Source organism: Nonlabens sp. MB-3u-79, assembly GCF_002831625.1.
Lineage (GTDB): Bacteria > Bacteroidota > Bacteroidia > Flavobacteriales > Flavobacteriaceae > Nonlabens.
The window spans coordinates 2706709-2731722 of record NZ_CP025116.1 but is presented as its reverse complement, the minus strand read 5'-3'; the positions used below and the strand labels follow the sequence as shown (position 1 = coordinate 2731722).

17 protein-coding genes are annotated in these 25014 nt (G+C 35.5%); 6 read left to right on the top strand and 11 right to left on the bottom strand.

The window, feature by feature from the left end:
• Positions 1-76: 76 nt before the first annotated feature.
• The 6 genes from CW736_RS12095 to CW736_RS12070 all read right to left on the bottom strand — a co-directional run bounded on the left by CW736_RS12095 (position 77) and on the right by CW736_RS12070 (position 9198).
• Positions 77-1030: a sterol desaturase family protein gene (locus CW736_RS12095; RefSeq protein ID WP_101014437.1), complete on the bottom strand. Its 954-nt coding sequence runs from the start codon at positions 1028-1030 to the stop codon at positions 77-79.
• 665 nt (positions 1031-1695) lie between these two features.
• Positions 1696-3963, bottom strand: a complete 2268-nt coding sequence (locus CW736_RS12090; RefSeq protein ID WP_101014435.1) for an FUSC family protein — start codon at positions 3961-3963, stop codon at positions 1696-1698.
• A 425-nt stretch (positions 3964-4388) separates the two neighbouring features.
• Positions 4389-5225 carry a peptidylprolyl isomerase gene (locus tag CW736_RS12085; RefSeq protein WP_101014433.1) on the bottom strand — a complete coding sequence of 279 codons (837 nt, stop codon included), beginning with the start codon at positions 5223-5225 and terminating at the stop codon, positions 4389-4391.
• A gap of 159 nt (positions 5226-5384) precedes the next feature.
• Entirely contained in the window at positions 5385-6128 is a 744-nt protein-coding gene (locus CW736_RS12080; RefSeq protein ID WP_101014431.1) for an alpha/beta hydrolase, read from the bottom strand.
• Positions 6129-6214: 86 nt separating this feature from the next.
• Positions 6215-6757 (bottom strand): DinB family protein, encoded by a 543-nt coding sequence (locus tag CW736_RS12075; protein WP_101014428.1) that lies wholly within the window; start codon positions 6755-6757, stop codon positions 6215-6217.
• Positions 6758-6762: 5 nt separating this feature from the next.
• The gene (locus tag CW736_RS12070; RefSeq protein ID WP_101014426.1) at positions 6763-9198 is read right to left on the bottom strand and encodes a PAS domain-containing hybrid sensor histidine kinase/response regulator; all 2436 of its coding nucleotides are present in this window, start codon (positions 9196-9198) and stop codon (positions 6763-6765) included.
• A gap of 280 nt (positions 9199-9478) precedes the next feature.
• Here CW736_RS12070 and CW736_RS14150 point away from each other — a divergent pair, with 280 nt between their 5' ends.
• From CW736_RS14150 to CW736_RS12040, 6 genes are all read left to right on the top strand, one after another.
• The gene (locus CW736_RS14150) at positions 9479-9616 is read left to right on the top strand and encodes a hypothetical protein (RefSeq protein WP_157810959.1); all 138 of its coding nucleotides are present in this window, start codon (positions 9479-9481) and stop codon (positions 9614-9616) included.
• A 116-nt stretch (positions 9617-9732) separates the two neighbouring features.
• Complete coding sequence (ppsA, locus tag CW736_RS12065; RefSeq protein WP_101014423.1) at positions 9733-12132, top strand: phosphoenolpyruvate synthase; 2400 nt, start codon at positions 9733-9735, stop codon at positions 12130-12132.
• 153 nt (positions 12133-12285) lie between these two features.
• Complete coding sequence (gene glk / locus CW736_RS12060) at positions 12286-13362, top strand: glucokinase (protein WP_232735358.1); 1077 nt, start codon at positions 12286-12288, stop codon at positions 13360-13362.
• 132 nt (positions 13363-13494) lie between these two features.
• Positions 13495-14418, top strand: a complete 924-nt coding sequence (locus tag CW736_RS12055) for a 1-phosphofructokinase family hexose kinase (RefSeq protein WP_101014421.1) — start codon at positions 13495-13497, stop codon at positions 14416-14418.
• A 482-nt stretch (positions 14419-14900) separates the two neighbouring features.
• On the top strand, positions 14901-15308 hold the full coding sequence (locus tag CW736_RS12045; RefSeq protein ID WP_317044399.1) for a phage tail protein: 408 nt from the start codon (positions 14901-14903) through the stop codon (positions 15306-15308).
• 615 nt (positions 15309-15923) lie between these two features.
• Entirely contained in the window at positions 15924-16772 is an 849-nt protein-coding gene (locus CW736_RS12040) for a pre-peptidase C-terminal domain-containing protein (protein ID WP_157810958.1), read from the top strand.
• 445 nt (positions 16773-17217) lie between these two features.
• Here CW736_RS12040 and CW736_RS12035 read toward each other — a convergent pair whose 3' ends face one another.
• From CW736_RS12035 to CW736_RS12015, 5 genes are all read right to left on the bottom strand, one after another.
• A complete protein-coding gene (locus CW736_RS12035) occupies positions 17218-17637 on the bottom strand; it encodes a hypothetical protein (protein WP_101014413.1) in 420 nt (139 codons plus the stop codon).
• A 343-nt stretch (positions 17638-17980) separates the two neighbouring features.
• Complete coding sequence (locus tag CW736_RS12030) at positions 17981-21421, bottom strand: DUF3427 domain-containing protein (RefSeq protein WP_101014410.1); 3441 nt, start codon at positions 21419-21421, stop codon at positions 17981-17983.
• Positions 21414-21809, bottom strand: coding sequence for a (deoxy)nucleoside triphosphate pyrophosphohydrolase (locus CW736_RS12025; protein ID WP_101014407.1), 396 nt, complete (start codon positions 21807-21809; stop codon positions 21414-21416). Before CW736_RS12025 ends, CW736_RS12030 begins: the two co-directional genes overlap by 8 nt.
• 293 nt (positions 21810-22102) lie before the next feature.
• On the bottom strand, positions 22103-23947 hold the full coding sequence (locus tag CW736_RS12020; protein ID WP_101014405.1) for a hypothetical protein: 1845 nt from the start codon (positions 23945-23947) through the stop codon (positions 22103-22105).
• A gap of 152 nt (positions 23948-24099) precedes the next feature.
• Positions 24100-24912 carry a DUF6694 family lipoprotein gene (locus CW736_RS12015; RefSeq protein ID WP_232735357.1) on the bottom strand — a complete coding sequence of 271 codons (813 nt, stop codon included), beginning with the start codon at positions 24910-24912 and terminating at the stop codon, positions 24100-24102.
• Positions 24913-25014 lie beyond the last annotated feature (102 nt).

Sequence of the window (25014 nt, the reverse complement as noted above, 5' to 3'; positions counted from 1 at the left end):
AACTATAAAAAGAGCAGCCTTGCATTATAAATCAACTCTTTGCAGGCATCAGTGTCTTTAAAATTATTTCTGTGTGTTATTTTTTAGTAGTATTGATCTCGATAAAACTAGCATCAGCATGAATTAATGCCTCCTGTTTCCTTAAATAAACATCATTAAATTCTTCTTTCACCTGAGCCAATTTAGAAGGGCTCGTAAACATCATGGCATAAGCTTCTTTTACGGAGCGACTTTTTATAACATCTAATGTAATGTCCTTCCATTCGTGAAAATTCAAAGTGATAGGGTTATAGGAGTTAACAGGCTTTGTAATGCCGTACAAGACTTGTTCTTCCTCGGCTTGAAAAGTTCCAAATATTCTATCCCAAAGGATAAAAGTCGATCCAAAGTTTTTATCTAGATATTTCTCATTCCTTGAATGATGAACTCGGTGGTGAGATGGTGTGACAAAAACATATTCAATTGGAGCAGGTAGTTTTCTAATATACTCCGTATGTATCCAAAACTGATAGAGCACCTCTATCTGGTGGCATATAAAAAAAAGAACCGGGTCAAATCCCATCAAAACTATAGGAATGAAAAAGATAATTTTAATATGTTGTGTCCAACCCAATCGAAAAGAAACCGACCAGTTATATTTTTCAGAATTGTGATGTGTAACATGAGTTGCCCACCAAAAACGATTAACATGCGTTAATCTATGTGACCAGTACCTACAAAAATCAATAGAAATAATACAAAGAATATAAGCCCACCATACTCTTGGAATGCTCCAAGGAACAGCATTATAAAAGAACAGGAAAATTCCAAAAATCCCTATTTTTAACAAAGCAGAAATACCAATATTTACAAGGCCAATACATGTGGCTGATAAAGTGTCTAGTCCGTTATAGTAGTCTTTCTTTTTAATAATGGTGAGAAGCCATTCCAATAACACAAGTAAAATCATTGGAATTGCTGCAACTTTGATAATGTCAAGACCTGCAAGTTGGTCTAATAACATTTCCATAGTTAAAGGATTTTCTTTCATAAGGCAAACAGGGTATTTTTTTGATGTTTCACTGAGAATTTTTGTTGCGCAGGATCATAAATGTTGCTGCTTTAGCAGAATCAGTTATTTCGGAAAAATAGGCTTTTAAGTTCCTATTACAGCTATAATCTAAAGTAATTTGTCACCAAGCAAGACTTATCTTACCTTAATTGGAAATATCGGTGTCATTTGATAAGATATGGTCAGTTTTCATAAATAACTGGAACGATTAAGTCGTTATCAAGAAAATTTCTGTTTTGATGTTATTAAAGGTTTTTTTAAAGTTTTAGGTGGTGAAACCAAATGATCATTAGGTTAAATATGGTTGTGGATATTCCCGCTTTCGCGAAAGCGAAAACAATAACCAGCAGGTCCGTATAGAGCTATATGTCCTACTGCTGTTTTGTGCGTATTAGCTTAGCGAGCAATAGGAATTACTAATTTTTGAGGGTAGTAAGTGAAAGCTGAAAAAATAAACAAGGCCTTAGAATCAAATAGCGGCATCTTGGAATTTTTTAAAAAAACAAGGTGTCTGGGGTAAGGGGAAGGCTTGTTTCTTGAAAACTATAAAATTCCATTACCAATATTATAGCTATGAATCACATGGGACATGCTACTAAGGCTCTATGGTAATCATAGCTGGTATCATAGATGCAGCCTTGGAATTAATAAACCCCTTCTTGATCATCGACTATAGAAGAGCGGTAAACTTCTGTTGTCTTTTTTAGATTTTCTGAAAGAGATTTTAACCAGGCTATATGATTGGCAATCAAATAGGCTTCCTGCAGCGCATGAAGAGTTTCTGTATCCAACTCTACGTGACCTTGATTGATATTTTCATCTCTTAAATTTGATAATTGCTGGTATTTGTCCAACAACTTTTCCTGAGCATCTTCGGCAGTTTCTTTAGTGACTTTTTTATGGACTTGGGTATGGTCTAAACTATCGAATGACATTTGTAGGGTATTTGCAATTTTTTTAATGAGTATATGAAATTCTATAGAAGCAGGGGTAGTGCTATGGTTACCTATAAAACTGCCTATAGAGGCAATGGCCGCAACCATGGTCTGGTTAAGTGTTACAATTTCATAAATGAGTTGAAATTGTCTTTGTTTTGATTTAGGATCTTGGGTCAATCGCTGGAAGGCAGCATTTAAATTACTGATGGCAAGAAAAGCCTCTTTCCTTGCGACATTATAAGAGAGCTTGTTTTTAGAGGGATCTTGATACAGCTCTTGGGTTGCTAAAAGATAATTTTTATTCATCTTTAAGGCATTGAGAAGCACCTGTTTTAGGTTGTTGGCCTCCCAGCTAGGCAACAGCACATAATTAGCCACTACAGCAATTGTAGAACCTATGACGGTATCAATAACACGATACTGAATCACTTCAAAAGCATCGGGATTGATAAAGGAATACACAAAAACAATACTGATGGTGATCAATGCAGCAGCCGACTTATAATTTTGCTGAAGCAATGCAAATGCAAATATCAATGAGACAATTGCCAGTATCGCGTAGACCACTACATTTTGAGTAAGCAGGACAATACCAACTGCAATAACTGCACCTATGAGAGTGCCGATGATGCGGTCTTTAGATCGCTCTTTGGTCAGTCCATAGCTAGGTCGCATAATAACAATGATCGTTAGTAAGATCCAGTAGGTATTTTGTATATCAAATACCATCCCTAACGAATAAGCAAATACGATCGCAATGCTCAGACGTAAGGAATGTCTAAACATGGTGGAGCTCCAATTGAAATTTTGAACAAGGACGTTGAGTCGGTATTCTTGAAGGGTTAAAAACTGACTCGAATCCTCTCGTTTTAAGGAAATCTTAGAAGCTTCTTGGACGTTTGCCATGACCCTTCTTATTGTCCTGATTTCATGAAGTAATTGTTCCTGATAATCGTACAGATTTTTTAATACTAAAGCTCCTTCCCGTGCTTCAGGTAGCTTGATAGTGTTGATGTAATTGGTGATCGACTCGGCTGCTTCTGATAAAGCATTTAATAGAATTTCTTTATCGGGAACTTTATCATTTTGAATCAATATTTCAGACAAGCGTATCAGATGATTGCCCATAATTTTATTGAGATTTTTGGAGGCTTTTAGAAATTCTTTATGCTCTCCAAAAACAGCATCTATTCTTTTGTAATCTAAATGTTTTGCCTCTATCAATTCAAAGATATTAATAGAGGATAGTAAGATCAATAGTTGTTTTTCTTCATAACGAGAACGTCCAGAACGTTTACGGGAGCTAAGTAGAGTTTCTCGCAGTGTTTCATGCTTTTCGTTGATTTGATTTTGAAGGGCAAAAGTTTCTTTAAAGCGCGCATTACGCTTGGTGTTTCGGGTCAATAATTTGGCTCGTAATTTCAGGTATTTACCAGTGAGCAGCAGCGTATCTGACAACAGCTGATTATGATCTTTAACAGGTGCTAATTTTTGAAAAACAAAGGAAACGACTAAATACCAAATACCACCGATTCCCATTAAAGCCACATGAACAAAAATACCCTGTGCTGTTTCCTTTTGAATAGCAAATGCGATGACCATAGACAACAAGCCAGAAAAGGATACCAAGGACGCTCTAAAACCATAAACAGAAATTAGAGACACCGCAAATGTAATGATAGCCATCATTAGCAATAGTAGGGGTAGGAAAGGTTTTGAAAACAGTATTAAAGTGGTGATCAAAATGGTTAATACAATACTGATTAAAATGGCATTCACCTTACGTTTAAAACTTCCAGGAATATCACCTGGAGCATTTAAAAAAGCACCAACTACAACCGCAGGAGCATACTCAAAATACCCTAGAAAATACAACAACACAAGGGGCATCGTAATTCCGATTCCAATCCGAAGTCCACGGTCAAAGCTGGAGCTTTTTAGAAATAATTCAAGTTGTTTGAGTTTTTTTTTCAAAGGGGTTGATAATTTGATTCTAAAGCTAGGCTAATTAAAATCAAGTAGCCTCGGGTCGGGATATTTTATTTAATTCACTTATTTAAGATCGTGTTCAAAGTCCTTGTTTCTAAAAGGATTTAGGCGTTTTTTTAGGCTATTATATAGACTTTAAGGGCAACTGTTTACTGCTTTACGACCTCCTTACTAGAACAAGGAAAAAAACCTCCTTTGTAGCAGGGTGGGGTATTCTTTTAAGGGTAAGGAGATAAATTTGTAGCTGTTGGTTATAAGTGGTATTCGTTTTGTTCTCGCTTTCGCGAAAGCGGAAACAGACCTATAAATCAATGATTTGATAACTCGTCATTTTCTCTAAGGCCAATCAAAAATAAAAACTTGTTTCAGCAGTAAACTTTTATGTACCCTAAAGAAGAAAAAGCCTGTTTTTAATTTAACAACTTTATGGTTTGTATTCTGACAGCAGTCAAAGGCCGGTCTAAAGTATTTGTAGGAACTCTAGCTATGGAATCTAGTACGTTCATCCCTTTTACTAATTCGCCAAAAACTGTATAATTTTGGTCTAAATGAGGAGTGCCCCCAATGGATTTATAAACCTTACGTTGATCGTCAGGAATAACATAAGGTTTAAATTTTTCTTCTTGGTAGGCTAGCCTTAAGAGGTTGTCCATTAACCTATTATAAGTTTTCATATGCTCATGATCACGTGCGTATTGTATGGAATCTATTAAGGTCGTTTTTCTATTTTCATTTCTAAAATAATCTCTAGCCCTATTTTTATCAATACGCTTTTCAACCAACTTCAATAGACTATCGTTAAATTTCTTCCCTTGTACGATATAGAATTGCATAGCGCTTGACGCCTTTTCTGGATGGTCATCTCTTGCTGCTGCTAACACGCCTTTTTTATGAAATAAATCATCATGGAATTCGGCATCTATTAGATATGGCGCATCCCCATTACCGAGTGTGTCATTAGGCTGTGCCTTCCTACTATCTGGGTCTCCTCCTTGAATCATGAACTCATTGATCACCCTATGAAACAGCAAACTGTCATAGGCTTTATTGTTGGCAAGGTTGATCATATTATCTCGATGTAGAGGTGTTTCATTATAGAGTTCCACAATCATAGACCCGTAATTTGTTACTATTTCGATCTTTTTGCGTTCTTCCCCTGGAGCATCTAATGTTCCTGCGGGCTGTTTACATTTACAAAATAAAAGAATAAATAACGAGAGGAAAGAATAGTGCCATAAGGATTTCATTTGTTGTCTTTTAGGTGGAACGCTTGCTGTGGGTCCATTGAAATTTATAAGAATGATAATGCAACTAATTTAGCACAAAAAAACCGAATAGCCTACCTATAGCTCTCTCGAGTAAGAATGGAGAAATAAGCGAGTGCAAAACATAAATCAGAATTGGTTCTACACCTTCATTTTAATGCTATTCATAAATGTAATCAAGTGATGAATTGTCTGTTTTTGTTGTTCTTCTAATGAAATTTTAGAAGAACTATCCATGAGTAGTTGACCTAAATAACCAAATTGGGAATGGTTGCCACCAGCGATGAGAATTAAATTAGAGTTTTTAGGCAACTTGCTTTTGTTTTCCATAACTTCTTCCACACTGGCTAGTCCATCACGATCAGCATATAATTTAATACAAGGAATAGGTTGATTTGATAAATCAATATCTCGTGGGTGAGAGGTCCCCATTAAAAAGAGCCCTTTAAATAGAGTTGGATTTTCATGAACCATTTGAGCAGCCATTTTCCCTCCTTGGGAGTGTCCGCCTATGACATAATTTCCTGCCTTTAGATCTATGAATTTAAAAACTTCTTGATACCTGTATTGTGGAAGCCTCCATTCCATTTTTATAAGGTGACAGGTAAATCCCTTTTCAGCTATTTTGCGGCAGAGTGGGGCGTAAGCTTTGGGATCAGTTAAACCACCTTGAAAAAAAATAACTTCAAGTTTGTTTTCAGGAAGTGCAGAGGTAAAAGTGATTTGATCATCAGTTTCCAGAACACTAACTAAGTCATTGTTTAAAAAGGTGTTTTCAGGAAGTTGATGAGACTGAAAGGTATTCCAATTCCAGATAAAGAAAAGGCTACCAAAACTCAACCAGATGATCCTAAATACTTTTCGTTTGCTCCATTTCTTAGCCATAGGATGTTATGTATTTGATTTACTTTTAAGGGTATTCAATATGCTTGAACAACTCACCCATATGCTGTTGTTGAACTCTGTTGGAGTTATTGAAATAAAACATATCTAGGTGGCACAAGCCCGTTTAGTCTCATGTAAACCAGCATTTGGCCTCTATGGTGAGTGATGTGGTCCGTAAGTAATAAGAAAATTTGTCGTTTGGTCCTATTCAAGCCAAAATAGTCCAGCTCTTCATCCAATTGAGTGGTATCAAATTCTTTTATCAAATGGATGCTTTCTTTAAATGTATTGTCAACTCTTGCGATCATTTCTACTTTAGATCTATGGGCAACCTTAAATACAGTATCAGAACTCCAATCCCTTGATTTGCGTCCCCCTAATAAGGACTGGGCATGCCAATCCATCGCATATGCTATATGCATTAAATTTTCTGCAAAGCTCATTGATTCTGGAGTAGCTTTGTAGTCGTATTTATCTTCGGGCATTGTTTCTGCCACCAGAATTAAATACTTGTGCGAATTCTCTAATCGCTCTAAATAATCATTAATAAAACGATCCTGTTGAGCAAACAGAGGTGATATAAAAGAATTCAACAGCATACAAATGATTAGAATAGGTAAGTGTTTCATAATATTTATTTTATACCATGCTTGGAGGGAGCTATCTTTATTAGGTGTTTGTTTATGGTGCTCATTAATACCTTTGGGGAAATAGGTTTAGATATGTAATCATTAAAACCAGCTTGTAACATTTTTTCTTTATCTCCCGACATGGCCAAACCTGTTTGGGCAATGACAGGCATCTCTTTATTTGTTTTCCTTATTTCCTCTAAGGCCTCATATCCATTCATTTTAGGCATGTTGATGTCCATTAATATTACATCTATAGAAGAGTTTTCATTTACTAATTGAACAGCCTCTTTACCATTAACAGCATGTAAAATGGTGCAGTCAACTTCTGAAAGACATGCCTTCAAATACAGAAAGTTAAATCGATCATCTTCTGCTATTAATATTGTAAAATGGTCACTGTCCAGAGTCGTATTGTTCGTGTCTAAAACAACTTTTGTGTCGGCAACTGCTTTTTGGTAAGGAATGCTAAAGAAAAACGTGGAACCTACTCCTGTTTGAGATTCCAACCCTACGTCACCACCAAGAATAGCAACAATACCTTTTACAATGGATAAACCCAATCCCACCCCGTGATTATGAGTTTGTTCCAGCTTACCTTGCATAAACCTATTAAAAATATTCTTTTGTTCTTCCTTTTCAATTCCGATACCAGTATCCTTTACATAAAACTCAAGTTTGTTTTTGGATAGAGAATATCCAAATTCAATCACACCTTCCTTAGTAAACTTTATAGCATTTTCCAATAAATTAGAGAATACTTGAATTAATTTATTAGCATCTGTTTCCACACCACTATGTGGATCGTCTAGGCCTTTTTTTATTAGAAGTTGAACCGCTGTATTCTCTAATCTGAAAGAATATTTTGAATAGAGGTCATCAATGAGTTCATTGACGTTACAAAAAGACTTTTCGACAGTAATGACATTGGATTCAATCTTTGAAATATCTACTATGTTAGAAATAAAACTCAAAAGACGATTCCCTTCTTTTTCAATAAAGCCTAAATAGGTGTCTTTAGTTTCAACCGTAATATTCTTTCTTTTTAGTAATTCTGCAAAACCTAAAATACCGTTCATAGGAGTGCGCAATTCATGGCTCATATTTGCCAGAAAAGCAGTTTTCAATCGGTCACTTTCTTCTGCTTTTTCTTTAGCATTGATTAGCTCCATAGCTAATAGTTTTTGCTGGGTGATATCTTGATTGGTCCCTGCTAAACTTATGACCTTATCATTAACTCCCTTTATAGGTTGACATATCGCTCTTATCGTTTTTTGTTGATCATTGGGAAGACAAACTCTAATTTCAATATCATATGCAATTCCATGTTGAGTAGCTTTGTCAACTGAGTTGCTCCATAGTTCTTGATCGTCTGGGTGAATCCGTTGAATAAGGGTATCAGCATCAGGAGCAGCATCTTTCTTTGAATCAAAACCCCACATATGAAAAGTTTCATCCGACCATTCTACCTTCTTACTTAATGGATTAAATAACCAGCTTCCAATTTTTGCTAACTTCTGTGCTTCATTTAATTCGTTCTCTCTTTTTTTTCTATCTGTAATATCTTGAGTCACGCCAAATACGGTCCCTTCGTATATTTGTAAAGCGAGTATACTTAGATAGCGTATTTCATTATTAGGTCGAGCGATTTTAAATTCAAAGGGCTCTGTTACTCCTCCTTTGAACAATTGAATAATGGCTTGCTCCATCTTATGTTTATCCTCCTCTAAAATGGCCTTGCCCACATTTTCACTAGTAGGGATAAAGTTCTCTTTTTTAACACCATAAATTTGATACATTTCATCAGACCATACGGCATCATCAGTTTCCCATTTCCATTCCCAACTTCCTACATGACTTAATTTTTGAGCTTCTCGTAACTTTATTAAAGAATCTTCTTTTGCCTGTTCAGCTTCTTTTAAGGGTTGTATGCTTTGGATCATTACAGGAACTGACTGTTGTTCTAATTTTGTTTCAGGAATAGGGATTGAAAATAAGGCTGCAAACTCATCTCCATCTAGTGTTTTATAATTCACTTCTGATGTAAAGGATTTCGCTTTATTCCATATGGATTCTAAAAGGGCTATGAATACTTGGTTGGCCCCCTCGCCAAATGTGCTTTGTAAATTGCTTAAAAATTCTTGATCGCTCCCAGCTTTAAATAATTTTAAAGTAGCTTTATTAACGCTATTAATTTTTAATTTACGAATTAAGGAGCCTAACACCTCAGGGTTGTTTTCTAGGTATATTTTAAAATTGGGGATATCCAGTTTTCTAAGTTCCTCTATTTGTTCAAACACCAGCGATAAATCTTCATTCCAAATAGAAATGGAAGCATTTTCAAATAGCCTCTTGTAATCCTGTTTTGTCTTTATTTGGGATTGCAATTCATTAATGCGATGCTCTAATTCCTTATATGTAGGCTTTTCATTTGACTTCATTATGCTTTTGTGATGTGGAATATAAGGTTAGGTTTTGTAGTACTTAAAAATACTATATTTTAAATAAATAAAAGAGCCGATTTTTAAGTATTGATTTTAATCATAAAGAATCATTTAACAATTTGCGGTATTTTTTTAATTTTTCACCTGCTTGTGGCTTCGTACTTTTTAACTGTTTTTACATACCTGAAGCCTGATCCTACTTGCTTAGAAAAACACTAGTAAGGCCAAAATAGAGAAGTAAGCTTGCTATAGAGTTGGAATCACAAACCTTGAAAGTATGCTGTGTGAAAATGGAGCATTAGTTTTTGTGATTACTGCTGGAGCATCATGTGGTGTGCGCACTTGTCTTTTATCAGTTCGCTTTCGCGAAAGCGGAAAAAGCAGCTTGTTTTTAGTGATTTATGATAAATTATAGACATGTTGTGGTGTGAACTCTAAGAAGGTAGATGATATATATCATTTGAGGTGCCCAACTCTTATTAGATATTTATGTCTTTAAAATACAAGTCATAGACGCTTAAAATCATCACCATGGGGGACTACATTAAAAGCTTTAGTGATATTGACATAGATGATATTGCTCTTGTAGGTGGTAAAAATGCCTCATTAGGAGAAATGTTTCAAAAATTAAGTTCAAAAAAAGTGCAAGTGCCTGACGGGTTTGCCGTTACTTCAGATGCTTATTGGTATTATTTAGAACAGCAGCACTTAAAGGAAGGTGTTTTTAAGGAACTGCAGCATTTGGACACAGTGGATTTCTCCAACTTAAAAAAAGTAGGAGCGGCAATCAGAAATCATTTTTCAAAGGCAGCATTACCTCATGCCATAAAGGAAGCTATTCAGGAAGCTTATGCGGGTCTAATTAAAAAATACGGCACTGACATTTCGTTAGCTATAAGAAGTAGTGCGACAGCTGAAGACTTGCCAAATGCTAGTTTTGCCGGTCAGCAAGAAAGCTATCTGAATGTAAAAGGAGTGGAGGAATTGATAGCCGCTTGCCAGAGGTGTTATGCGTCTCTATTTACAGATCGCGCCATAAAATACCGAGAGGACAATGGTTTTGATCATAAAAAGGTGGCCTTGTCTATAGGGGTGCAATTGATGGTGCGTTCTGACCTGGCTTGTTCTGGTGTTAACTTTACATTAGATCCAGACTCGGGCTTTGATAAGGTAGTGCTGGTTTCTAGCATATGGGGGCTAGGAGAGAATATTGTACAGGGTAGTATCAATCCAGATGAATACTTTGTGTTCAAACCTAGTTTAAAGAAAGGCGTACAACAACCTATAATTTCCCGAAAATTGGGAAGTAAGGAAAAGACCATGATTTATGACTCTTCTGGAAGTGGTACTCTAAACCTGTACACTACTATAGAAAAGCAAGAACAATTTGTTTTAACTGATGCTGAGGTGGTACAATTGGCAAAATGGTCGGTTATCATTGAAGAGCACTACGGTCGTCCCATGGATATTGAATGGGCAAAAGATGGACTAACTAAGGAGCTTTTTATTGTACAAGCAAGACCAGAAACGGTTCAAAGTGCAAAAAACAAACTTGAAATCACTACTTATACCTTACTTGAAAAAGGTAAGGAAATTACAAGAGGGATGGGACTTGGTCATAAAATAACTACGGGAAAAGCCAGAATTCTTCGCAGTCCAAAAGAGTCTGATAGGCTGCAACAAGGCGAGATTTTAATTACAGAAAAGACAGATCCAGACTGGGATCCTATTCTTAAAAAAGCAGCAGGTATCATTACCGATCAAGGGGGGCGCACCAGTCATGCAGCTATAGTTGCTCGTGAAATAGGGGCGGCAGCTATTGTAGGCTGTATCAACGCCACAAAGCTTATTAAGGATGGCCAGGAGATCACCATTTCTTGTGCCGAAGGCACTACAGGAATTGTCTACGAAGGAAACCTTAAATGGAAAGAAACTGCAGTAGATATAAAAAATCTTAAAACACCTCAAACACAAGCCATGCTTATTTTGGCAGATCCAGAGCAAGCCTTTAAATTTTCTTTTTACCCGAGTAGTGGTGTGGGACTCATGCGATTGGAATTTGTAATTAATAATAGCATTCAAATACACCCTATGGCTTTAAGGCATTTTGAAAGGGTAAAAGAGGAACAAGTAAAGCAAAAGATTGAAAAACTAACGCATCATTACCCCAATAAAGAGGATTACTTTGTTCATCAACTAGCAGAGGCTGTGGCTACTATCGCAGCAGCTTTTTATCCTAAAGAGGTCATTGTGCGTACCAGTGATTTTAAATCAAATGAATATGCTAATCTTATAGGAGGAAAACAATTTGAACCTGTGGAATCTAATCCGATGATAGGATTTAGAGGAGCTTCTCGCTATTACCACCCCAAGTATAAAGATGCTTTTGAACTGGAATGTAAAGCCTTGAAAATGGTACGAGAGGAAATGGGAATGGAAAATATTAAAATTATGATTCCCTTTTGTCGCACGTTAAAAGAGGCGCATAAGGTGGTTCAGCTTTTAGAAAACAACGGACTGAAAAGAGGAGAAAATGCGTTACAGCTTTATATGATGACCGAAATCCCTAATAACGTTATCCTAGCAGAAGAATTTGCTCATTACTTTGACGGTTTCTCCATTGGCTCCAATGACTTAACTCAATTGACTTTAGGTGTGGATCGAGATTCCCAATTGTTGAGTGATATTTTTGACATCAATGACCCGGGAGTTAAAAAAATGATTGCTATGCTCATTGCTTCAGCTCATAAGACACATACCAAAATAGGCCTTTGCGGTCAAGCGCCTAGTGATTATCCAGAATTTGCTCAGTTTTTAGTAGAACAGGGTATCCATAGTATTTCTTTTAATCCAGATGCGCTTATTTCTGGTATAAAGAATATGAATAAAGCCGAAGAGAATTCAAGGCAGCTGCGGGATTTAAGGAAGTAGCAACCCACTGTAATCCATAAATGAGCTGTTGCTATGGAGTTGATATCTAGAAGAAAAGCCTTTCAACGACCTAGGGAAGATGGAATAAAGTGGCCTTATTTCATTCCAGATATTTATTTAAATAAGAATAGTTCTATCGCTTAAATGTATAATATGATGCACAAATCCAGCAGTATATCTTTATCCACCTTGTACCAGGCTGAGGTACCCTTAGCCTATTTTAAGAATATCAACCTCAACCAACAAGCGATTGTTTTGGCAGCAGATGTAGGAGGTACAAAAACACATTTGGCTTTATATGAAGTTAAAGACGGACAGCTTTTTCAACTTAAAGAGAAAAAGTACCCTACCAAAGAACAGCCTTCTTTTATAGAGATGATTTATGATTTTCATCATAAAAAAAGTCCTGCAATTGATAGCATATGCATAGGTGTTGCAGGACCAGTTACCTATAATAAAGTCAAAGGTGTGAATTTGCCATGGGAGATCAGTGGAGATGAAATAGGAAAGGAATTAATGATGGATGCGGTGACTCTTATGAACGACATGGAGGCAAACGCTTATGGTTTGGCGGCACTTAAAGAAACTGATTTTAAAACCATACAAGTAGGAGCTGATGTGCCTGGTAATGCCGTTATCATATCCCCAGGGACTGGTCTTGGAGAAGTAGGTTTGTTTTGGGATGGGTCCCATTACCGCCCCTTTGCTTCAGAAGGCGGGCATTGTGATTTTAGCCCTCGTAATGATTTGGAGATAGATTTATGGGAGTTCATGCATCAAAGATATAAGCATGTAAGTTGGGAACGCGTTTTATCAGGTCCTGGTATTTATGATATCTATACATTTTTAATTCAGAAAAAAGGGCAAATGGTTCCTGATGACATTCAGCAACAAATACAAAGCGGTCATCCTTCAGCAGCAATAACCCATGCGGCTATAGAGGGGAAGGATGAGGTTTGCAGGGAAGCTTTTGATTTATTCACTAGGTTTTTGGCTGTAGAAGCGGCACAGCTGGCGTTAAAAATGAAAGCTACCGGAGGCATTTATATCGGAGGAGGAATTGTCCCCAAAATAATAGAAGGAATGGATTTAAGCGTTTTTAATAGAGGCTTTATACAGTCGGGTCGTATGGACGATTTGCTTAGAATGGTGCCAGTAAAAGTTATTTTAAATGACAATGCGGCACTCTTAGGAGCTGCGCTTTACGGAGCTGCCCAACTAGGAAAATAATTGCATGGAATGGTCAATTCCTATACATATAAAAACTCATTGCTAACTGACATCATTTAAAAAGGCTTGAAGAAGTATCACATAGAGTCACAGTCAACTTTTTAAACTTTAGCTTAACCCTACTATTTTCTAATGAATATAACAAGCCTTACTATCAATCCTGCATTGGATAAAAACGCAAAAGTAGCCGGTCTGGTCGCTACACAGAAACTCAAATGTCATTCTATTCACTACCAGCCTGGTGGTGGTGGTGTTAATGTGTCCAGGATGCTGCATAGATTAGGAGAAAAAACAAATTGTTTATTCCCTTCTGGTGGATACACCGGCAAACATCTTAACGACTTACTGCTCCAAGAAGGAGTAAACACTTTGCAGGTTCCTGTAAAAGAATGGACCCGCGAAAACCTGTCCGTGGTGGATGAACAAACTAATTTACAATATCGTTTTGGGATGCCAGGTGGTACCTTATACCCATCAGAATTAAAAACTATACAAGCCTTTGTGGATAAGCAATTGAAGGAAAATGATATGCTGGTATTAAGTGGCAGTTTGCCCGAAGGAATACCTACAGATTATTATGCCAGATGGATCGCGCACACCTCCTTAAAAAACATTAAAGTGGTTATTGATACTTCTGGACCAGCACTTATGGAAGCGGTTAAAGAGCCTGTATTTCTCTTAAAACCCAATCAAAAAGAGCTCGCAGAGTTGGCTGGCAAAGTCTTTTTATCCAGTACCGAACAAGAAGCTTTTGCTTTAGAAATGATCGCTTCTAAAAAAGCGACTTATATAGTGGTTTCATTAGGCGCCAGAGGTGCTTTTTTAGCATCAAAAGCAGGTGTTGTTTACCAATCTACGCCATCAGTTGCGGTACAAAGCACTATTGGAGCAGGGGACAGTATGGTCGCGGGGTTGATTTATGCCATTAAGAATAATTTTTCAGATCGTGATATTTTAAAATGGGGAATTGCCTGTGGGGTAGCCACGACTATGAGTGAAGGAACCATGCTAGGCAGTAAAACAAATGTGACTAAAATACTAAACATGATCAGGTAGAATATTGGTTTTAAGTTCCTACAGATCCCGTCTTGTTATGATTATAGGTTATTAACTAATTTTTTTATTAGGTGATGGATACACTTGGTTTGTAGGAGTTCGCTTTCGCGAAAGCGAAATTATAGTCAGATATCAACAAGAAACTGTCATTATAGCAGTATTAAATAAACGTCTTAGATGTTTTCTACCGCTGCAAAACAGAGTCATCAATATATGAAGAAAAAAGTTGTTTTTTGTCTCCGTTCCTATCAAATAACACGGCTATTATCAGATCAATCTTTTTCATTTGGCAATCTATTTTATGAAGGTTTGTGGCTCTATTAAGCTTGCTAACAACCTGTTGGTATATGTAGCCTAGCCTCTTTAAGTGTCTCATCTAGCAAATACAAAACCAACTAGAAAATGATTCAGTATTTTATCAAGGTCTAGGTACATTGATTATTTTATTTTATATTTAATACTAATTTTTAAAGAAATAGGACATGAAAAATACACTATTTATCGCATTGCTATTTGTTTCTATGAGTTTTACTGGCTATGCTCAAGAGGCTATGATAGGGGAAGTAAAGTTGTTTGCAGGAAATTTTGCACCAAGAGATTGGGCCTTTTGTGATGGTCAACTATTGCCTATATCTAATAATACAGCTCTATTTTCATTGTTAGGTACTCTTTATGGTGGGGATGGCCGCACGACATTTGCATTACCAGATTTAAGAGGTCGTGTACCTGTATCTCCAGGAACTGGGAATGGTCTTCAACCGGTTCAGGTTGGTGAAAGAAATAATGGTACAAAGGTTCAAGGGAATAGTTTAGGAGAATCGAGTACGCAACCCACTTTGGGGATGCATTATATTATATGTTTGCGAGGCACTTATCCATCACGGAGTTGATAAAAAGTGATTTACTGAAAAGCTTTTTTTTATTTTAATCTTTATTTTTTCCTTCATGGTTTTTTCAGCTAGGAGGTAACTGTCTTGTGTATGATTAGTGGCGCGCTTTAAGCACCTAATTTAGTAAATACAAATCGTATAGAAAATTCGCAGGGATTTTTGTAGGTAGGCGAGGACTAGCCATTTGTTATACACGGCTTAAGTTTGATTTTCTGTAAATTTAAATAGATACTAGAAAGAATAAAAGTGGTCTGGGCATAGACCTCTTTAAAGTCTGCAAATAAAACTATTTTTCGAAATGACGTGTGAAAATAAATAATTAACTATCAAACATGAAATATAATTCGTTTAAAACGAATGAGTTATGAATTAATTAGGTAAATTTAGCATAGCTATATAAAATATATCGATCTATTAACAGTAGTGCTACGTGAGGTTATTGATACAGCTTGTATCATCCATCAGTTCATCTCTGGCACAATTCTTAAACAAACCTGTAAATCCCGAACGGGAAACATTCTATGAATGTATTATTGCACAATTGCTGTTGCAATCGAACAAACGGCATTGCACAGATTTAATGATCAACTATTAATCAATTCTAAATTTATTATTATGAAAACAATTAAAAAATTGATGTCAATTTTAGTGTTGGCAGTTATTCTTGTTATGGCTAGTTGTCAAAATGAAGGACTCATTGAAGAATCTTCTGAGGCTTCAGTTCTAAATGATTTGGAACAATCTATTATGGAAAAAGCAGGTCCTGAGTTAGGTGCCCAAATATTGGAAAGGATGAAAAACCCTGTATCAAACGCAATGAAAGCTGCGATTGTTTATGATGGTGAGCTTTGTCCAGGTGTTGTAAATACTGGAGAGGTTGTAGCTAGAGGTTACTCCGCATTCCCTAATGCAGACTTTTGGTATTTTTCTGGTGAGGCAGGAGATGTAGTAGACATCGAAGTCGACCGGGTTAATTGCAATATGGATCCAGTCATGAGGCTTTACCAAGGATCTGGCGACGACGCGACCCTTCTTTTTGTGGCTAGTGCCGATGATAATGAAGCAGCCGCTTGTGCTGCGGACTGTTTTGCGTATGGCGATCCTACATTAACGGGCTTTGTATTGCCGGCCACAGGAGTTTATACGGTTGCTGTCTGGGACTTCATCAGTGGAGCATGTGCAACTGGACCTTTAACCTATAACATCTCTGCTACGGGACAAAGTCCTTGCATCATAGTTATAGACGGATGTGATACCGGTATTGACAACCAAACCTTAGAAGATGGAAGTACCATGCAAGGAGTCATCGACGCCTGTGCCGCAGCGGCACTTAATCATGGTGATTTCGTGAGTTGTGTAGCACATGCTACAAACGAATGGAAAAGAGCTGGTCTAATTTCAGGTAAAGAAAAAGGGGTGATCCAATCTTGTGCTGCAGGGTCGGATATTCCATCTACGGAATAACAGAGATATAGAAATTTTATTAATCGGTGTTCTCTTTAAGAGAATACCGATTTTTTTTGGTAGGGTGCATTTGCAATTTTGACGTCTCCAAGTATGAAACAGGTGTCTTTCCATTTTCGTTACTCCTATAGATTCGAAAGCAGCCTATGACTATAGAAGTGTATAGCCTATATACACCTCTTTCTTGAAATTTAAACTGTCTTCGTTTAATTCTACGTTTTTATTATGGCATTTATTTCTTCACTATCAAGTGGTAGAAATTTAGAAAAGCAATTAATAATTGGTACCGTATTCATTTTTTAGATATCCCTACAACGGTTATGTATATGATTTGTGGCGTGGTTTAAACAACTAATTTAGTAAACTTGAACTTACCTTTTGAAAACCCAAAAGTTTTCCAAATAAACCAAAACTAGCAATAAATTATATACGGTGTTGTAGGTAGTTATTTTTTATTTAGCAATTCATAATAATTCTTTCTTAAATATTCATTGTAATCTTCAATTATGATTTCTCCATTTTTTAGATGAAAATAAACTGAATCACTTTCACTTTTTTTATAAACAGAATCTCCGATTTGAATTCTATAATAAGTATTGTTTTCAACACGTTCCTCGTGATAATTGTCTAAAATAACAAATCTTCCAGCTCTCGTATAATCTCCTTCTTGTCTTTTTTTAATTACGATTCCGTTAAATTTAGTATTCCGACTTTCTAAATACTTTTCTTTGTTATGCTCCAAAGAATTTGATTGGTAATACGCAATAATGAAAATCATAATGGCAATCGGTACAAATACAAGAAATAGATTTTTTCTGATTTCAGATTCTTGTTTTTCTAATTCTTCTTTGTTTTCCGTATTCATTTTTTTAATTACCTACAACTAGTTATATGGACTCAAACACAATAGATAGCCCTTTAATATATAGGATAAAAGAAGGGGAGTAGGGTACTTACCACTGTTTTACCTAATTACGCAACTTCTTAACGAGGGCTGGTTTATGTAATGGTATTCTTTTCCATTGGAGCGCTTAAAGTGCTTGGACGGGCTGGTTGGAGCTTTTGAGATGGGTTTTACAACATCAAGAGACTGGCATTATCACAGTATCAAATCAACGACTTATTTTTTTTACATTGCAAAACAGAGCCGTCAATTAATGAAGAAAAGTGTTGTTTTTGTTTTAGGTCTTTTTTACCGATTGGTATATTTACTCTTTCAAAATTTCTACAAACTCACCAACAACCCTCATTTCTGTAGCATCTTCTTCTGTGATGATGATGTTTTGGTACGATTTGTCAAATGAGTTTGGTCTTAACACAATGGAAGTGTGACCCCAAGTTTCTTCTGAAACAGACTTTTCACTTGAGTAGGTTTTGATAGTAAAAGCCGAGTTGAAATCAGGATCTTGAATATCCATGTTTTCTACCAACACAATTTTCCCATTTCTGCTACCGCCGGTATATGGTTTGAACAAGCAAATAGAATCATTCGGAATGACTCTATTCATTGATTCACCAATGATTCTACAAGCGAAATAATCGTTTTTCGAACTGTTTTCTGGACCTTCAATTAGTGTAAAATCCTTTACGGATTGTAAATTGCTAAATGTGCCCGCAGCAGCATAAAAATCATACAATGGAAGCGGGTTTTTTAACTTTTCTTCAAAACTCAACAATTGCTGTATAGGAATGACTTTGCTTGTTTTTTCTGGTTTAACACTCTTGACTACTGCCACCTCCTGTAGATAATTGTACATGTTGTCTGTAACTGGGTCAGCCAAATTGAATCTGATTTTTACCACGGGAAGTTGCTTTCCACTGTCGTTTGACATGGTGGTTTGTTCCACCTGATTCAATTCAGGAATTACTTCGCCCATGTAGTAGAAGTCCATTCCTTCATCATTGTTTTTCTTGATAAATAACGGAAGACGGATAGGTCCATTATGACCTAAAATGGATCGAACATCATTGCTGCTCAACTTTCTGTTAGATTTTGACATCCAATCAAATTCTTTGTGGTTTACAAACTCATCTTCATACTTGGTAGACTCCGAGATATGCTCCTCTTTGTGGTAATTCACAAAAATCGGACAATGCTCGTTGTCTGCGCTTACTAGATATCCACCTACGTTTTGGGCAACCGGATTTTCCGTCACATTCAATATTCTAAATACATCTTTTCGTGAATACTTTCTGTATAGCACAAATCCGTTTTGCCATTCGGCTGCATCAAATAATCTGTCGAATTCATAAATCGAGTAATCAGCTGAATCAAGCAAAAAGTGCTTGAAGTCAGTTTGGCTCAAGTGAACAGCAAACTCTTTTGACAAGACAAAGTTTCCATTTTCGAGGCTAAGAATTTCTAAGTCATAAATTTCTTTTGCAGATAGCATTTTGCCGGCTTTCTTTTCACGAACAAACTCAAAATTCAAGTTAGAAACGCAAGATTTTATAGTCTCATCAGAGATGTAATAACCATACTTATTAAGAACTAGTTCTTTTAATTTTTTCACCGAAAGATCACCAGATTCGATGAGTAATTTGATGATTAGACTTTCCTCAAGCCGTTTTGAATTGTTGATTTCTTTAGAAAACAGCTCCAGCAATTTCACCTGTTGTTTTGATAAGGCTTCTTTTGCAGTTTTTTTAACTTTTACAGTAAAGTTGTAATAGGAATTCGCGTAATCCACGAATAAGAATGGATCGCGAGAACCATGTTCAATGAAGTCCATCATCATTGGAGTTCGACCCAACTTGAATTTCAAAAGGTTGTAATCCTTTTTCAAGTCAGAGAGCAACTGCATATTGGCAGAATCAATGGATTCAAAGATTCTCTCTTTGGTTATTTGATCAAAATTGATGGTGGAAGCTCCTGGTAACATCCTACTGCCTTCCGTTATTAATTTCCTTAAAGAGTCTTTGTTATAGGATGTATCTCCATACAATGCAATAGGTATAAGGTAATTGTTTTCATAGTTTCCTATGAAATCGATAACCGTCAAATAGCCTTTTCCTTCAACCTTTCTTAATCCTCTTCCCAATTGTTGAATGAAAATAATCGCTGATTCTGTGGGACGAAGCATAATGATCTGATTGATTTTTGGAATATCAATCCCTTCATTGAAAATATCCACAGTAAATATATAATCGAGTTTTTCACTTAAATTATCCGTCTCCAATTTTTCAATAGACTTAGCTCTTTCTTTTTCAAGACTATCGCCAGTTAAAGCAACAGTTTTAAATCCCCTTGAATTGAATAATTCAGATAATTCTATTGCTTCGTTCTTTCTGGAGCAGAAGATTAAGCCTCTAGTTATTCCATTATCACTTCCGTAGAATTTGGCTTGCTCAATGATTCGTTTTACTCGTTCATCGGAGACTAAATAATTGAACTCTGATTTTTTGTCAACTTCGGAGTTATCAATCGATAAATCAGTAACGCCAAAGTAATGAAAAGAACTAAGCATTTCCTCTTCCATTGCCCTGCTTAATCTGATCTCATAAGCAATGTTATGATCAAAGAGTTGAAATATATCATTGCCATCAGTCCGCTCAGGTGTGGCTGTCATTCCGAGTAGAAAATTTGGTTCAAAGTGCTCGATTAACCTCAAATATGAATCAGCCCCAGAACGATGAGTTTCATCAATTATAATGTAGTCAAAATGGTCTCTCGCGAAGTTCTCTAAGTGGTTAACTTTTGATATGGTTTGAATGGTAGAAAACACAAAGTCACAATCCAATTCTCTTCGATTACCAGAATACAAACCCATTGTTTTATCGTTTCCAAAAACATTTCGAAATGTATTTAGTGAGTCTTTAGCGATGGTTAAACGATGAACAACGAAAAGCAATTTTTTAGGGTTAAATGCTTTTGCATCGAATGCTGATAAATAAGTCTTTCCCGTTCCAGTTGCTGAAATGATCAGGGCTTTATTTTTTCGCTCAGCTCTCAAATTTTGTAGATTTTCCAATGCTTCTATTTGCATTGAATTAGGACTGATAAGCGGTTGAGATTCAACTGAGCTTTCAAGTTTGTTCTTTTGGTTTAACAGAAATTGACTCTGATATATTTTTTCATAAGCCAAAATATATGCTGCCGTTACTGGCGTTCCTTCTTCAAAATCAGAATGAAACTCTCGAAGAAGTTTTTCAACGATACCACTTTTATTTAACGCAGATACTTTGATATTCCACTCCTTGTTAGTAGACAATGCTTGTGCCGTTAGGTTACTACTACCAACAATCAGGTTGTAATGCTCTTTGCTCTTAAAGATGTATCCCTTGGTATGAGCGTTTCCTGTTATCGCAATTTTTAGGTCTATATTTTGAAACTGTGAAAGCCTTTTTAGAGCTTCAGGCTGGGTGAAGTTTAAATACTGAGACACTAGTATTTTGCCTTGTATTTCTCGGTCTTCTAGTTCTTTGAGTTTATTGATTATAGTAGCAACTCCGCTGGTTGTGACAAATGCAACAGAAATAAAAAACTCATTGCAATTTTCAAGCTCGTGAAGAATGGTTGAAAGCACCTTTTTTGGCGGATTCTTTTGATTGACAAGCAACTCTGGCTGATAGTTTAGATTAGATAAAACAGATTTATCTACATAACCTGTCTGTAAACTCTTGGTAAAATTTTGGATTAGGTCATCCATTCGAAACCAGTTTGTCTACAATTGGAATATCAGCAGCTGCCCAATCGAGTTTGGTGAGCTCGTTAATTTTCAACCATTTTTGATCTATATGTTCATGAAGGATGAGTTCTTTCGATTCAACTTCACACATAAAACTGTGCATTGTTAATTCAAAATCTGGATATTCATGAACAACAGTCAGAAAGAAGGATTTGATATTTGTTGAAAGGTTTAATTCCTCCAATAACTCGCGATGTAAAGCTTCTTCTTTGGTTTCGCCTTCTTCAATTTTGCCTCCTGGAAACTCAAATTTCTCTGAAATATAATGGAGCTTATTTTTTGGTCTTTGAACACAGAGAAACAAATCTCTACAAAATATAATACCTGCAACGACTTCAATCTTTTTCATTAATAACTTATTCTATTTTAATTTATGGTAATCAGTTATATAATTCCAAATATAACCGATAGATATTTAGCAAATGGGATAAAAGCAGGGGAGAAGGCCGCAATCAAAAGCATCCCCTGCACAGCAAGTAGTTAACAAGAGCTTGTTTTTTTATTTGCAAGTATTCTAGCTATAGGAGCGCTTAAACCGCTTGGACGTGCTTCTTTTAACCTTTGAACAATGCTTTTCAATATTTTCTTATTAGCTACTGGCTTTAGTTTTTATATGTGTTGATAGTCATAGCCTTGATTTCATTATTTACTCAAAGCCTTCAATATGCGCTCTTCGTTTATTACTATATCACGGAATAAAACATGTGGAAACTCTGTATATTTTGATGTTTTAAAAGCATCTGAAATATTCGATAGCGTTGAAGCTGTTATTAGTGATAAATTCATTTCTGTATCCATCTCGCAATCCGTCACAAAATCATCACTAAATTCTGGAGCGACAAGTAAAATTTTTACAATTCGTAAGTCGTTTTTGAGGGCTAAATTCTGATATGATTTTAATTGTCTTGAAACAGAACTGAATTTATTATAACCTTTTTCTTTACTTGTTTTACATTCGACAATTATGATTTCGTTATTGCCTAAGTTTAAAAGAATATCCATCATATCCTTTTTAGTATTCAGGTTGTTTTTAAAAGTGTCATCTACATTGAATCCCAAGCTTTTAAAAATGACTTTGGTTAAATCTTCAAATTTTATTCCTAGTTCACTTTCCTTTATAGTTATAGCGTTCTCTTTTAATACGTTCAAATTTCGATAAGCAACATTTTCGTAATTTTCTAAATACAAATTCTCAACGTCTTTGTAATGTTCAAGAATATTTAAAATATCGTCTCCTCGTTGCTTAATTCCATTATCTTTTATGAATTTAGTCAAATCGGATTGGATGATTAAATCCAAAATATCCCTTGGTTTTATATTATAGTCAAGCAAAAAGTCAGCTTTTAAAACAAACTCGTCTTGTAACTCAAATTGATCTTTTATCTGTTTGTTTAGTTTTGGAAGAGATTGGTTTAATTCGGAAAGTAATTTATCAAAACCATCTAAAGAAATACCAACTTTTTCATCACGTTCTACACTTTCAAAATGCTCAATTAGACTACTTATTTTATCATCTAAAGTACTTCCTTTTAGATTTGAAATACGCAACCCTTTTTCGCAAAGTTCGTTTAAGGTTTTTTTCTTTTCCGTTAATGTAATTCCTTGTTTATAAATATCTTCTAAAAGCATGTTGGTAAAAGAAACACCTTCTTTTATTATTTCCTCAATTTTTTGAGAATAAGATAGTTTTCTATTAATGTTATGCTCTCTTCCAATTTGGTTAATGATTGGTTCCTTCAGAAGTTTTAAAGTTCTTCGATAAAACTTTTCAGCCACTTCTTTCTCTCTAACTTTACGCAACATTCTAACCATTTCATCTGCCACATATATGGTGTTTTCTTTATTGGAAAAGAAAATGACACCAATGTTCTTCAGTCCTTTAATAACTTCTTGTATGTCAATTTTTTTGATTGGTAAAATTGAATAATTAATCAGTTTAACTTCTTCTTGCGACAGGCCTAATTGTTTTGAAAGTGTAAGAATTATTGATAATTCGTCTGAAGTCACTTTTGCGTCTCTGTTATTTTCTACGTCATTGTGGTAAGCTGTATGCAAACAAGCCTTGTAAATTTTGTAGTCTCTCTTTCTTGATGCACTTAGTTCGGATTTGTCATTATCAAAATCAGCATCTAAATTTTTAATTCTGTTTTTTAGATGTTTTATTTCTGCTTCGTACAACCTTGAAAACCAATCTTGTTTCATTATGCAGTTTCCATCACGAATTATGATGTCAATTAAAATGTCCAATTGCGAAGTGATTTCCTGAAACTCACATTTTACATGTTCCTGAAATTCGTCTACAGTTAGAGCGAAAATTCTTGAAATATTTTGATGATCAGCAGATTTTAAACCTTTATCAGACGAGCTTAAAATCTTGTCGATTTCCTTAGCGTTTTTTGGTGTTTTGGATATTATATTGTCAATTATCTTGATAAAGGAGTTCTTTTCTATCGAACCAAGTTTATCTAAAATCTTCTCTAATTTCATATAGTTTAATCTTTTTTACTCTTGTTTCTTTAGCTCGTATCAAACCTAACCTATACGATTAGTTATGTATTTCAAATATATAATGTAGCAAATACACACAAACCACTCGAAAAACCTTTAATACCCTTCTTTTGTATTTTTTCTCTGCACTTTTATTTAGCCAACTCTGGGTATGATTTCAGCAATTCCTCTAACCTTTTTCGTTCAGTTTCGCCAAAATTATTTGTTGAGTATAAAGCATCCCCATTTGGACCATCAAGTTGAGTTACTTCTGTGTTTAAAATCGCATCTTTTGGTGCATCAACTTCTCCCCAATCACTAAACATATTAGGTGCTAAATACCAAGTTACTACTTCGCCAGATTCCAACCCACCAGAAATTTCATAATTGAAGTCATCTTTAATCCAAGGGATTGTTCTTTCTGGACTTACTAATGTTCCAGTAAAATAAGCCCTGGAAATAGCTTTATTTGTTCCATTTTTAACAGTCAGCTCAATAATTGGCTCTTTAGTGATGTAATACGTACCTTTTTTTCTTACATAAAATTGAGACTTTATCACTTCAAATTTGGACAACATTTTTTTATCATTTTCCGCATTTTCTCTAGCTGTATAAAGTGCTAATACTTCTGTCTGGGCTTGTTCCTTTTTCTTTCTTTCAATTTCTGCCTTTATTTTATGTCCTTGCTCGATTACATCATCGGCTGTCATTCCATCAATTCTTGTTTTAAAATCTTCTCCTGTTTTTTCCGCTCCTCCATCTTTCATCAAGTCGGATAATTCAAGTCCATTAAACATCATTAGTTTCATTGACTCTTGAAACTCCTCTTTTTCATCTTCTTCAAGTGATTCATTTATCTCCTTAATTGAATTTCTCATTGATTCTTCATTGGAGCTATCTATTTTCTTTTGGCAAGAAATGATTAGTAAACATAGTAAGATTGGAAGTAGAATAATTCTTTTCATATTGGTTTATGTTTGGGTTATTAGTTTGTTTTCAATGATGTTCAACTAGTCAGATCGATTCAATTACCATCCATCTACCTGTAATCTATAAGAAAAATCAGT

What these genes read in the sequence shown, in the direction of transcription:
- CW736_RS12095 (WP_101014437.1), bottom strand. Translation starts at nt 1,030, where the DNA reads ATGAAAGAAAATCCTTTAACTATGGAAATGTTATTAGACCAACTTGCA.
- CW736_RS12085 (WP_101014433.1), bottom strand. Translation starts at nt 5,225, where the DNA reads ATGAAATCCTTATGGCACTATTCTTTCCTCTCGTTATTTATTCTTTTA.
- CW736_RS12080 (WP_101014431.1), bottom strand. Translation starts at nt 6,128, where the DNA reads ATGGCTAAGAAATGGAGCAAACGAAAAGTATTTAGGATCATCTGGTTG.
- CW736_RS12075 (WP_101014428.1), bottom strand. Translation starts at nt 6,757, where the DNA reads ATGAAACACTTACCTATTCTAATCATTTGTATGCTGTTGAATTCTTTT.
- CW736_RS12070 (WP_101014426.1), bottom strand. Translation starts at nt 9,198, where the DNA reads ATGAAGTCAAATGAAAAGCCTACATATAAGGAATTAGAGCATCGCATT.
- CW736_RS14150 (WP_157810959.1), top strand. Translation starts at nt 9,479, where the DNA reads ATGCTGTGTGAAAATGGAGCATTAGTTTTTGTGATTACTGCTGGAGCA.
- ppsA (WP_101014423.1), top strand. Translation starts at nt 9,733, where the DNA reads ATGGGGGACTACATTAAAAGCTTTAGTGATATTGACATAGATGATATT.
- glk (WP_232735358.1), top strand. Translation starts at nt 12,286, where the DNA reads ATGATGCACAAATCCAGCAGTATATCTTTATCCACCTTGTACCAGGCT.
- CW736_RS12055 (WP_101014421.1), top strand. Translation starts at nt 13,495, where the DNA reads ATGAATATAACAAGCCTTACTATCAATCCTGCATTGGATAAAAACGCA.
- CW736_RS12045 (WP_317044399.1), top strand. Translation starts at nt 14,901, where the DNA reads ATGAAAAATACACTATTTATCGCATTGCTATTTGTTTCTATGAGTTTT.
- CW736_RS12040 (WP_157810958.1), top strand. Translation starts at nt 15,924, where the DNA reads ATGAAAACAATTAAAAAATTGATGTCAATTTTAGTGTTGGCAGTTATT.
- CW736_RS12035 (WP_101014413.1), bottom strand. Translation starts at nt 17,637, where the DNA reads ATGAATACGGAAAACAAAGAAGAATTAGAAAAACAAGAATCTGAAATC.
- CW736_RS12030 (WP_101014410.1), bottom strand. Translation starts at nt 21,421, where the DNA reads ATGGATGACCTAATCCAAAATTTTACCAAGAGTTTACAGACAGGTTAT.
- CW736_RS12025 (WP_101014407.1), bottom strand. Translation starts at nt 21,809, where the DNA reads ATGAAAAAGATTGAAGTCGTTGCAGGTATTATATTTTGTAGAGATTTG.
- CW736_RS12020 (WP_101014405.1), bottom strand. Translation starts at nt 23,947, where the DNA reads ATGAAATTAGAGAAGATTTTAGATAAACTTGGTTCGATAGAAAAGAAC.
- CW736_RS12015 (WP_232735357.1), bottom strand. Translation starts at nt 24,912, where the DNA reads ATGAAAAGAATTATTCTACTTCCAATCTTACTATGTTTACTAATCATT.